Here is an 11,057-nt window from a genome sequence, read left to right as displayed (position 1 = left end):
CCCGGCTTGGCCGGAAAAGGTTTGGACTCGTTTTGCAGTGCGTCACTGCATGGAACAAAGATTAATTTCGACACCCTTGATCCACTAGACGGCAAAATTCGCCTCTAGCGTTGCATTTTCAGAACGATAACCTCGTAAGGCAGCGCAGGAGATTCGGGCTAGCCTGCGTGCCGCCAGGTTGAATGGCTTGCCTCCTGGAACAACTGGCGCTGCCAGCTCAAGGGCGTCACGCCTTCGATACGGTGGAAGATCCGGCAGAAATGCGCCTGGTCGCAGAAGCCGCATTGCAGGCCGATCTCCGCCAGCGCGAAGGCTGACTCGCGCATCAGCTGCTTGGCTTTCTCCACCCGCAGCAGACGCATCCAGGCCTGGGGCGAATGCCCGGTGGTGACCTTGAACTTGCGGGTGAAATCGCTGCGCGACAGTGCGCAGGCGGCGGCCAGTGCGGTCACCGTGATGCCGCTGTCCAGGTGCTCGAGCAGCAGCGCCTGGGCGCGCTCCCATTGCCAGGGCGCCAGGTCGCGCTTGGCGCTGGCCGCTGGTATCTGGCCAATCAGTTGCTGAAGCATGCTGGTCCCTCCCCTGCACTCTGGGGAGCATTTTTTGTGCGCGCCGGGGGTGGCGGCGAGTTAAAGCTGGTTAAACCGCATTAACCCGCGACTGCGAAAAAGCTGCGGCCAACGGGCCAGCGGCGCTTGACTGCAACGCTCGCGAGGCCGCCGGCAAGCCATGCGAGGATCATCGGTTGGCGGCCGCAACGCCTTGGCCGGCGCGGTCCCCGGGGAAAACGCAGGGTGCCATGGGCAGCGTTTGCCAATCGCCGGGCAGCGCCACAGCCAGGCCTGGCGTTAATCGTTATTAAGCACGCAGCCGAGCAAGCGGCACCCGGCGCAGGATGGCTCATCGTCGAGCCGTCGTTTACCCTGAATGTGCTTCACCGAAGAATCGCCAATCGACCGCAGAAGTCGATGGACAAGCGCCACCAGGGCTGACGCCCGGCCCGGCGCGGGACCTGCCTCCAGTGTGCGCAAGCGACGACCAGACAATGACTCCTGAGCCCGTGGCCGCGGTTGAAACCGTGCTTCATTTCGGCCCCTACCAGATCTACCCCGCGTCCCGCGTGATCCTCGAAGCCGGTCGCCCGCTGCGCCTCGGCCAACGCGCGCTGGATATCCTCCTGGCGCTGCTGGAGCGCGCCGGCGAAGTGGTCAGCAAGCGCGAGCTGCTGGCCCGCGCCTGGCCGGAGCAAGCCATCGACGAAGGCAACCTGCGGGTGCACATGACCGCCCTGCGCAAGGCGCTGGGCGACGGCCAGAACGGCCGGCGCTTCATCGTCACGGTGGCGCTGCGCGGCTACAGCTTCGTCGAACCACTGATCCGCTCGGCGCAGTCAACGCCCGCCCCGGCTGACGGCCAGTCGGCGGGCCACAACCTGCCGCCCCGGCGCAATCGCCTGCTGGGCCGCGAAGTGGAGCTCGAGCGCCTGCTCAGCGAGTTGCCGCAGCGCCGCTGCATCAGCCTGGTGGGCAGCGGCGGCATCGGCAAGACCAGCCTCGCCCTGCAGGCCGCCGAGCGCTTCATCGGCCGCTATCGCCACGGCATCCGCATGCTCGACCTCACCCAGTTGCAGGATGCCCGCCCGCTGAACAGCACCCTGGCTGCCGCCCTGGGTATTCCAGGGCTGGCCGGCGAAGCGCTGGAAGCTATCTGCCGCCAGGTCGCCGACCGCCAGATGCTGTTGCTCATCGACAACTGCGAGCACCTGATCGAGGCCGTCGCGCCCCTGGTGGAATGCCTGCTGCGCCACGCGCCACAGATCCACATTCTCGCCACCAGCCGTGAAAGCCTGCGCGCCACCGGCGAGCACATCCTGCCGTTGCGGCCGCTGGGTTGCCCGCCGGCGCAGGTCGGCAGCATCGCCGACGCACTCGCCTACCCCGCCGTGGCGCTGCTGATCGAGCGGGCGAAGGAAACCCACGAGGACTTCGAGTTGCGCCCCGAGGACCTGCCGCGGGTCGGCGAAATCTGCCGGCGCCTGGAGGGTATTCCGCTGGCCCTGGAACTGGCCGCCGGCCACCTGGGCCAGGCCGACGGCAGCATCGATGCGCTGCTGCAGGGCGGCTACCTGGACCTTCCGCTGCAGTCCGACCGCCACGAACATCTGCGCGCGATGCTCGACTGGAGCTACGCGCTGCTGCGCCCTGCGGAACAGTCCTGTCTGCGCCGCCTCAGTGTCTTTCGCGGCAGCTTCACGCTGCAATCCATCGCGGCGGTCCTCGGTCAGCCAGCGGCGCTCGGCGCGGCCTTCCTGCTGGTCAATCAGTTGACCGCCAAGTCGCTGCTGACCACGGAGATTCGCGGCGACGAGGTCACCTACCGGCTGCTCGAACCGACCCGCCTGCATGCCCTGGAGAAGCTCCAGGGCGCCGGTGAACTGTACGAGGCCCGCGAGCGCCATCTGCAACTCTGCCAGCGTGCGCTGCAGGCCGCGTACAACGAATGGGAAAGGTCAGCCTCCCAGGGCTGGCTGCAACGTCATGCGCCCTGGCTCGCGGAGGTTCGCGCCGCACTCGACTGGGGGCTGCACGCCGAAGTGCGGCACACCCAGGCGATCCATCTCGCGGCCTGCTCGTCGCCGCTGTGGCAGGAGCTGTCGCTGCTGCACGAATACGGCCCTTATGTGAGCGCTGCACTGGGTCTGCTCAGCGCCGACCCCAGTTCGTCGTTGCAACTGGCCATGCAACTGGAACTGGCGCTGGGCAACACGACGTACCACGACGTGCGCAACAGCCAGGCCGACGAAGCCTTCCAGAACGCCCGCTTCCTCGCCCGGCAGATCGGCGACCGCCACGGCGAACTGACTGCGCTCTCCGGTGGCCTGGCGGTACTCCTGTGGGCCGGCCAGTACCAGCAGGCGGCCGAGCAGAGCCGGCACTTCGAGCGGCTGAGCGACGGCCAGGGCGAGATGCTCGCCACCAGTGCCCTGCGCCTGCAGGTGCTAGCATTGCATTACTCGGGCGACCAGGTGCGCGCCCAGGCCGCTGGCGAAGAAGTGCTGCAGCGTCTGCAGTGGCAACGCCAGGCGAATCGCTTTGCCCCCTGCCTGGGCGTGCAGTACGACCAGCAGGTCGCCTCGCTCGCCACCCAGGCCCGTACGCTCTGGCTGCGCGGCCTACCCGAGCAGGCGGAACGCATGGCTACGCAGGCCATCGAGCTGGCCTGCGAGATCGACCACAGCGCCTCGATCGCCTACAGCCTCGCGGTGGCCGGCTGCGTCATCGCCTTCTACAACGGCGAACTCGACAAGGCGCGCAGCCGTGTACGGCAGATGATCGAGGTCGCCGAACGCCACCGCGTGCCGTTGTTCAGCGACTGGGCGCGCCACTATGCGTGGGCCATGCAGCTCGACGAAGTGGCCGGCACCACGGCGCCGGCCGTTGGCCTGGTGCGCGATATCGTGCAGACCCTCGGCAGCCGCCCGCTGCCATCCGACCAGGCCCAGTTGATGCGCGCACGAACCGGCGCGGCAGGCTGGTGCGCCGCGGAAATTCTGCGCAACGAGGCCGTTGTCCTGCGGGCGCGCGGCGATCGTGAGTCGCTTTCCGGCGCCGAAACCCTGCTCACGCACGCCATGGCTCTGGCTCGGCAGCAAGGTGCACTGGCCTGGGAACTGCGTTCGGCTACCTGCCTGGCAGAACTCTGCAGCGCGCAAGGCAGACCCGAAGACGCGCGGCAATTGCTGGAGCCCGTCTACCAGCGCTTCAGCGAAGGCTTCGACCTGCCGGACCAGCGTCACGCGCGGCACTGCCTGGAGGGCCTGCGCGGCCCGTAAGAAGCAGCGCCGGCGGCGCCCTCTTCCCTTCAACCGCTCTGCGTCGTACAGCATGGCTGGCTCAGGCTTTGGCTGGGTGTGCGCCTGGGCAACGCCCAGGACGCGGCAGACCTGGCCCAGGCAACCTGGTGCTCAGCACCCGCCAGGACTTCTGGGCGCTCCGCTGCAGGCTGCCTGCCGGCATGGCCGCGTCAACTCGCAGCAGCCTGCTTGACATTAAAGTTAACTTTAAACTTAGCGTAGCCCTCGTCAGCCGCCCGGCCACCACGCCGGGCGGTCCCACCCGGATCAACCAGAAGGCCAGGCAGATGAAGGCGAAGTTCAAGCAAGTCGAGTTCGGCACCCAGAGCGTTGAAGTGATCGAAGGCGGCTATTACGACCGCTACCGGATGAACCCGGACCTGAACGAAGTGGCAAAGGACCCCGCCGCCGGCAACATCGATTACTTCCGGCGGATTCCCAAGCAGATGGTCGCCTCACGCGTCGGGCAAACCTGGGCGCCGAACTTCTACTACCGCACCAGCAGTATCCAACTGCTGTTCCTCGCGCCCCTCGAGCGTCTGCGCGCGACGTTGCCGGCACCGCTGGAGCCGCTGCGCGCCCTCCCCGGCCACGGCCTGGTGGCGCTGACGTTTTTCTCCTACTCGGTGTGCGACAACGACCCATACGACGAGGTCTCGGTCGCCATCGTCATCCGCCGGCCGGGCGCCAGGGGCAGCCATGCCCTGGAGCTGCTCGATTCAATGCGCCGCCGCAGCTTCGTCGCCCATGTGCTGGCGTTGCCGGTTTCCACCGAGATTGCGCGGGTGCGCGGTGTGTACGGCTACCAGCTGCCCAAATGGCGCACCGACATCGAAGTGAAGATCGACAGCGACGTGGCCGCCAGCATCCAGGGGCCCGATGGCAAGGCGGACCTGGTGCTCGCCGCAGCGCTGCCCGCGCTGCAGATCGCCACCGCGCAATCGCGCCTGGGCACCACCACCATGCTTCACCAGGTCGACGGCCGCTGGCAGCAGACCCGCGTGCAGAGCAACACCCTGGCCTACGCGCAGAAGCTGCTGCCGCGCGACGTCCGCCTGAGCCGCAACGGCGGGCCGCTGAGCCAGTTGCTCGATGGGTTGGGCGCATCGCGAGTCCTGCGCCTGGACGTGATCAAGGACGCGCAGATCGTGCTGCACCTTCCCGCGCCGGTGGAAAGCCTGCACTGACCTCCGGCAAAGGCCGAGGCCGCCATCCGCCAGCGCATCCTGTACGGCTGGCGACGTGGCCCCGGAAGAAGCCCATCGGGCCCCGACCGCCGCCGGGCGCGGCCTACTGCGGCTGTACGCTGACGGCGACCGCGGAGGTCACCCGCATCACCAGTTGGCGCCCCAGGTACTCGCGCTTCATCTCCACATCCGGACGGACATTCACCGTGTGCTGGCTGCCGTCGGCGAACTGCAAGGTTGCGGTGCGCTTGCTGGTGTCCATGGACTTGACCACGGCAGTGATCTCCACGGTATCGGCGGCGAGCATGGCCGGCTTGTTGCCCGGCTGCGCCGTCGCCAGCACGCCGGCCACGCCACTGCCAGCCGGCTGGCCCGGCTCACGCAGGTAGACCAGACGCTCCATCGTGACGATGGCGCGGACCCGGTCGCCGACCTTGAGCTGCTCGAAGTTGCGCATCTCCGGCGGCGCCTGAAGGGTACGGCTGTTGCCCTGGTCATCGGTGAGGGTGAAGGTTCGCTTGCTCAGGTCGACGGCACTGACGCTGGCGTGCACCTCCTCCGTCTCGGTCATGGCACCGCCCGGCACGCCCTTGGCGACCGACTCGGTGTTGTCGAACTGGTAGCTCAGCTCGTCGTTCTTCTGGCTCTGGCAACCGACCAGCACGCCGACAGCCAGGGACAGGTAGATCCAGCGGGACACACTCATCGGGCGACTCCTTGCATCAAGGTGCTAGCGGATGGGTATCGCGGGTACGCGGTAACCAGCACACGCAGGCCAAGCCTCGGTGGCCGCGTGGATTCACCGAGCGTAGCAGCTGCCCGGCGCTGCACCCGCCTTGCCTTGAGCTGAAGCCTCCACCCCTGCTGTCTGCCCTGGCGGTACCGGGCATTGCGCGGAGGGTCGCGGCGCAAGGGCCGGCAAGCTGTTCGGCGAGCGGCACTCCCGGCTGCGCAGGCGGGCACCTGCCAGACCCCGCAGCCGGTTCCGCCGGCTTACTGCTCGCGTACCAGCAGCAGCGGGCGCTTGCTTGTCCGCAGCACTCCCTCGGCCACGCTGCCGAGCATCAGGCGATGCACGCCGCGGCGACCATGGGTGCCCATGACGATGGCATCCGCCTTGGCCGCCTCGGCCTCCGCCTCGATACGCTCGGCCACCTCCTCGCCGACGCTGTCCATGGCGACCGCTGCGAAGCTGGCCGGCACCGCGAACTCGGCGACCACTTCGCGCGCCTTGCTCAGGATGTCATCGGCGGCCTTGAGCGCGGCCGCATGCAGCGCTTCGGTGTCGTAGTACTTGGCGTAGTAAGGGAGATGCGCCAGGGGGCGGTCGATGATGCTGATAACGTGCAGCTCGCCGCCGCTCATGCGGGCCAGCCGTGCGCCTTCGGCCAGGGCGCGGAAGGAAACGGGACTGCCGTCCACGGCGGCCAGTACGTGCTTGTACATGATGTGCTCCTCGTTGATTGGCAATACGACCTTAACTGCCAATCAATCGAGCGCCCTTGTGGCGCATCAATGTAATCGCGTTGCTGCGCTCGCCCTCAGTGCGCCGCAGCCACCTCGTCCCGACAGGCCGAAGGACTCCGTCCGGTCCAGCGCTTGAAGGCCCGGCGGAATCCGCGCACATCGCTGTAGCCGAGGGCTTCGGCAATGCGCTCGATGGGCATCTCCGGGTTGCCCAGCAGGCTCATGGCGCGCGCTCGGCGTACCTGTTCGTGCAGGGTCTCGAAGGTGATCTCGTGCTCGCTCAGGCGCCGCCGCAGGGTGCGGCTGCTCATGTTCAGGCCGGCGGCCACCTTGTCGATGGGGCAGCCCGATGGCAGGTCGCGGAGAATGGCACGCTCGACGGTTTGCAGCAGGTCGCTCTTCTGCTGCACCTGGGCACATTCGGCTTCCAGCAGGTTGAGTGCCTGGCGCAACGCAACGGGCTGGTGGCTGGGCAGTGCCGCGTCCAGCCAATGGCTGGCGATCACCATGCGATTGTGCAGGCAGCCGAAGCGCAGGTTCGGCCCCAGCAGGCGCCGGTACTCGGCCTCGTAGCTGGGCGCGGCGTGGGTGAACTCGAAACGCAGGGGCTGGAACGCATCGCCGATAAGGGCGCGGTTGTAGACCAGTACGCTGGCGAAGAACTCCTCCACCGCGAACACCTGGACATCCGTGTAGGGCAGCCGGCACTCGACCTCGATATGGCTTTCCTCGGGGCCTTCCTGCAGGTGGCAGACCGTCATCCCGCCGGTGGTGTGCTGGAAACGCCGGCCCACCTCGAAGGCGTCGCGCAGGGTCTTGCACAGGGACAGCACATGGCCGAGCAGGCCCAGGGTGCCGAGCACGTTGTGGTCACCGACCCAGAGGCCCAGGCCGCGCTCGGGCAGGGCCTCCAGCGCGCGCTGGATCATGCTCACGGCCTGGCGGTAGGAGATGCGCTGCGCCGGGTCCTGCAGTTCGTCGGCCGTGAAGCCGAGCCCCAGGCACAGGCGCTCGCCACTGACGCCCCGGGCGCTGGCGACCTCGGCGAGGGTCTGCAGCAGGAAGGGCGAAACCAGGGCCAGGTCGAGCTGGGCATCGATAGGGATACTGGGCATGGAGGCTGATCTCGAATCCGGGTGCCTGGAATTCTTGTTCTGCGGCTGACACGCGGCCTGGCCATCATAACCCGATGGCGGGCGTGTCACGATCGAGCGTAACAGAATATTACAGGACGCCCACCCTCGCCTCCCGACAGCACGCCTCGATCGCACAGCCCGCAGCGCCGCGGAAATCAGCAACTACACTGCGCGGATACCCGCTCCCTTCTACGCCAGCAGTCAATCGCCGGTCCCGGCCACGCCCTGAGGCGAACCGAGGGCAGCGGTTGGGTCAGGTGGGAACAGCCCGGTCAGCTGATCCACAAGAGGAGGCCCAATGCAGGCCATGGAACGATCGACACCCCGCAAGACCGCACTGTTCAGCGGTGCAAGCCATGTGCTGCCCGCGCTCCTGATCGCCAGCAGCTTGTTCGTCGGCGGTACCGCCTTGGCGACGGAACCCCTGGGCGGCCAGCCGCCCGCCGGCTCCAGCCCCTCGGTGAAGGACTTCGACTACCAGATCAAGTACCAGCGCGCCTTCGAAGCCATCCTCTGGAACATGCCGGCGATCTCCATCTATTCGTTCCGCCGCGCCGCGTTCGAGGAGCTGGGGTACAAGGACAACGACATCATCGCCTACTCGCAGACGGCGACGCCGCAGCTCGAGGCGTTGACGGCCAACAGCACCACGCCCTACATCGCCGCCTACACCGACCTGCGCAAGGGCCCGGTAGTCCTCGAGATTCCACCGGCGGGTGCGGCCGGCAGCCTCTACGGCCAGGTCGTCGATGCCTGGCAGTTCACCATTGCCGATGTCGGCCCCGCGGGCGTCGACAAGGGCAAAGGCGGCAAGTACCTCTTCACCGCGCCGGACTACAAGGGCGAAATCCCCAAGGGCTACTTCCACGTCGCCTCGCCGAACTACCGCATCGCCTTTGCCTTTCGCTCCGTCCCCGCCGCCGGGAAGACAGCGGCGGACGCGTGCCAGTACGCCAGGCAGTTGCGCATGTATTACCTGGAGCAGGCGAAGAACCCGCCGCAGCAGAAGTTCATCGACCCCAGCCACCAGCGCTACCCGACGCTGCCGTTCTACGACGAGCGCCACTTCGAGGACATGCACGCGATCATGAGCGTCGAGCCGGTCCGCGAGCACGACAAGCTGATGATGGGCATGCTGGCTTCGCTGGGCATCGAGAAAGGCAAGCCCTTCGCGCCCGATGAAACGGCCAGGCGCGCCATGCACCAGGCCGCCATCGACGCCTGGTTCTACCTGCAGGAGTGGTTCGACAAGAACATGGCCAAGCGCGTGTACTGGCCCGACCGTCACTACGTCTCGCTGTTGCAGGCGGACAGGAATCACGAGTTCAAGTTCGTCTACGACGACCGTATCGACCTGACCGAACGCGCCGCGGAATACTTCTGGTGCACCTACATGCCCAAGGTGCTCAGCGCTTCCCCGGCCACTTCCTACCAGATGGCCATGGCTGACAAGGACGGCAAGCCGCTGGAAGCCGGCAAGCTGTACAAGGTCGAAGTCCCCGCGAAGATGCCGGTCAAGCAGTTCTGGGCCCTGACCGTCTACGACCGCGCCACCTTCTCCTTCATCTACAGCGACAGCAACCGCACCACCCTGTCGTCCTTCGATGTCGACAAGATGAAGAGGAACGCCGACGGCGGCGTCACCCTCTACGTCGGGCCCAAGGCGCCGGAGGGCCTGGAGTCGAACTGGATTCCCACCTCGGGCAAACGCCCGCTGCCAGCCCTCCGTTTCTACGGGCCGACGCAGGAATTCAACGACAAGACCTTCAAGATGCCCGACTTCGAGCGGGTCGCCGACTGATCAGCAGCGCCAGCCCGAAGGCGGCCGGGAGAGTCGGTTGAACTCCCGGCCGCCTCTTCCTCAGTGGGCCCGGACAGCCGCCGGCGGCGTCCACTCCCCGCTCAGCACCTCGGGCTTGGCCCAGTAGGTGCGAATGGTCATCTCGAACTCGCTTTTCGGCGCCGGCAGCCAGTTGGCCTCCTTGTCCTTGCCCGGCGAGTCGTGCTGCACGTAGATGGTCAGCGAACCGTCGTCGTTGTACTTCATGCGATCCAGGTTCTTGGTGCCGACCGAGTAGCGCTTGAGCGAGTTGGCCGCGAAGAAGTGCTTGGGGTCGTACATCGTCAGCGACCAGAAACCGTTCGCTGGCGGTGTCTGGCCCTTGGCGAAGGTCACGGTGTAGCTGTGATTGCCGTTGAGGCGCTCGCCCTTGCCATCCACCTCGAGGAAGAAGTAGCGGGTTTCCTCGGGTTGGTTGGTGTACATGTTGGACTTCGCCGTCGCCGTGCGGGTGAGGTAGTCATTGCCCCAGCGGGCGACGTTGGTGGGCGAGTTCCAGCCGTTGGGCAGGCGCGAGCCGTTGGTGCGGAAGGAGAACAGCGGGGTGATCACCTGCTCCTCGGTCTCGACCGCAGTCTTGACCAGCACGTCCTTGATCGCCGGATCCTTCGCGGCGGCGTCCAGTACCGCACGCAGCATGGCGTAACGGCTTTCCTCGCCGGCCAGCGGCGGCACCTTGTCGAGTATCTGCGGCAGTTCATCGAAGAACTTGTTCGGGTCCACCCAGCGGGTCTCGCTGGAGGAACTCTGCGCGGCAGGGAAATGCGGGGTCTTGGTCCAGTCCTTGGTGACGGATTTGCCGTTGTACTTGCTCAGCGGATAGACCACCACCTGCTGCAGTACCTTCTTCACCGCCTCGTGGTCGGCTTCGCTGTCGCCCATGAAGACACGCGGGCCGATAGCGATGAATTCGGTGGGAGACTTGATCACCTCGGTGATGCCTTCAGGCACCGTACCCTTCCAGTTGGGCCCTACCACCAGGTAATTGCCCGGCTTGGTGCCGTACTGCTTGCCGAGCTTGGAAAACTCTTCGCTGCGGGCGTCATACAGGGCGTAGACCCAGAAGCGGTCGCCAAAATCCGGTACCTGCAGGACCACCGGATCGTCATCGGTGGCGCCGAAGCCGAATCCGTAGACCACGTCCTGGTTCGGGTGCGCGACCCAGTGCTGCTCAGGGGAAATGTAGTCACTGAGCATGCTGACGTAGCCAACCGGCGCGGCGGGCAGGATGCCGCCCATCAGGCCCGGTTCCGGAGCCTTGGAGAAAGACGCCCGGCGATTGAATGCATTGACCAGCGGCCAGCCCCACAGATAGGCGTCCTGGGCGATCACCCGTGCGCTGGACGGCGTGATCACGGTACCGGCGGGAATGCCCGGCACCTCGGCGGCCGGCTTGCCAGACGAGTTCTCGCCCGCCTGGGCGCCAATGGACAGGGTGGTGCACAGTGCCAGGGCGAGCAGGCTGAATCCGATCTTGTGCTTCATCAAGTATCTAACTCCATAGGGTCGTTGGGGCCTTTCAGGGGAAACTTGCGGGCACGCGATCCGACGGGAACTACCGCTGCATCGAATTC

General features: G+C 66.5%; 8 protein-coding genes. 3 read left to right on the top strand and 5 right to left on the bottom strand.

All coding sequences use genetic code 11. The features are described 5' to 3' along the window. Positions 1 to 158 precede the first annotated feature (158 nt). A complete protein-coding gene (locus tag N5C91_RS30225; RefSeq protein ID WP_236170566.1) occupies positions 159 to 569 on the bottom strand; it encodes an AraC family transcriptional regulator in 411 nt (136 codons plus the stop codon). A 476-nt stretch (positions 570 to 1,045) separates the two neighbouring features. Between N5C91_RS30225 and N5C91_RS30220 the strand changes: the two genes are divergently transcribed. Further along, positions 1,046 to 3,832, top strand: a complete 2,787-nt coding sequence (locus N5C91_RS30220) for a winged helix-turn-helix domain-containing protein (protein WP_279834076.1) — start codon at positions 1,046 to 1,048, stop codon at positions 3,830 to 3,832. A gap of 308 nt (positions 3,833 to 4,140) precedes the next feature. Further along, complete coding sequence (locus N5C91_RS30215; protein ID WP_279834075.1) at positions 4,141 to 5,040, top strand: acetoacetate decarboxylase; 900 nt, start codon at positions 4,141 to 4,143, stop codon at positions 5,038 to 5,040. Between the two features lie 103 nt (positions 5,041 to 5,143). Here N5C91_RS30215 and N5C91_RS30210 read toward each other — a convergent pair whose 3' ends face one another. The 3 genes from N5C91_RS30210 to N5C91_RS30200 all read right to left on the bottom strand — a co-directional run bounded on the left by N5C91_RS30210 (position 5,144) and on the right by N5C91_RS30200 (position 7,622). Further along, positions 5,144 to 5,746: a hypothetical protein gene (locus N5C91_RS30210; protein ID WP_236170569.1), complete on the bottom strand. Its 603-nt coding sequence runs from the start codon at positions 5,744 to 5,746 to the stop codon at positions 5,144 to 5,146. Positions 5,747 to 6,033: 287 nt separating this feature from the next. Continuing rightward, the gene (locus N5C91_RS30205) at positions 6,034 to 6,486 is read right to left on the bottom strand and encodes a universal stress protein (protein ID WP_279834074.1); all 453 of its coding nucleotides are present in this window, start codon (positions 6,484 to 6,486) and stop codon (positions 6,034 to 6,036) included. A gap of 95 nt (positions 6,487 to 6,581) precedes the next feature. After that, positions 6,582 to 7,622, bottom strand: a complete 1,041-nt coding sequence (locus tag N5C91_RS30200) for an AraC family transcriptional regulator (protein WP_236170571.1) — start codon at positions 7,620 to 7,622, stop codon at positions 6,582 to 6,584. A 328-nt stretch (positions 7,623 to 7,950) separates the two neighbouring features. Here N5C91_RS30200 and N5C91_RS30195 point away from each other — a divergent pair, with 328 nt between their 5' ends. Further along, on the top strand, positions 7,951 to 9,444 hold the full coding sequence (locus N5C91_RS30195) for a DUF1214 domain-containing protein (protein ID WP_279834073.1): 1,494 nt from the start codon (positions 7,951 to 7,953) through the stop codon (positions 9,442 to 9,444). Between the two features lie 60 nt (positions 9,445 to 9,504). Here N5C91_RS30195 and N5C91_RS30190 read toward each other — a convergent pair whose 3' ends face one another. After that, positions 9,505 to 10,968, bottom strand: coding sequence for a DUF1214 domain-containing protein (locus tag N5C91_RS30190; RefSeq protein WP_279834072.1), 1,464 nt, complete (start codon positions 10,966 to 10,968; stop codon positions 9,505 to 9,507). Positions 10,969 to 11,057 lie beyond the last annotated feature (89 nt).

The sequence above is a fragment of the Pseudomonas sp. GD03903 genome, from assembly GCF_029840045.1.
In the GTDB taxonomy this organism is placed as follows: domain Bacteria; phylum Pseudomonadota; class Gammaproteobacteria; order Pseudomonadales; family Pseudomonadaceae; genus Pseudomonas; species Pseudomonas pseudonitroreducens.
The sequence above is the reverse complement of the archived record's forward strand: the minus strand, read 5'-3'. Positions and strand labels throughout refer to the sequence as shown.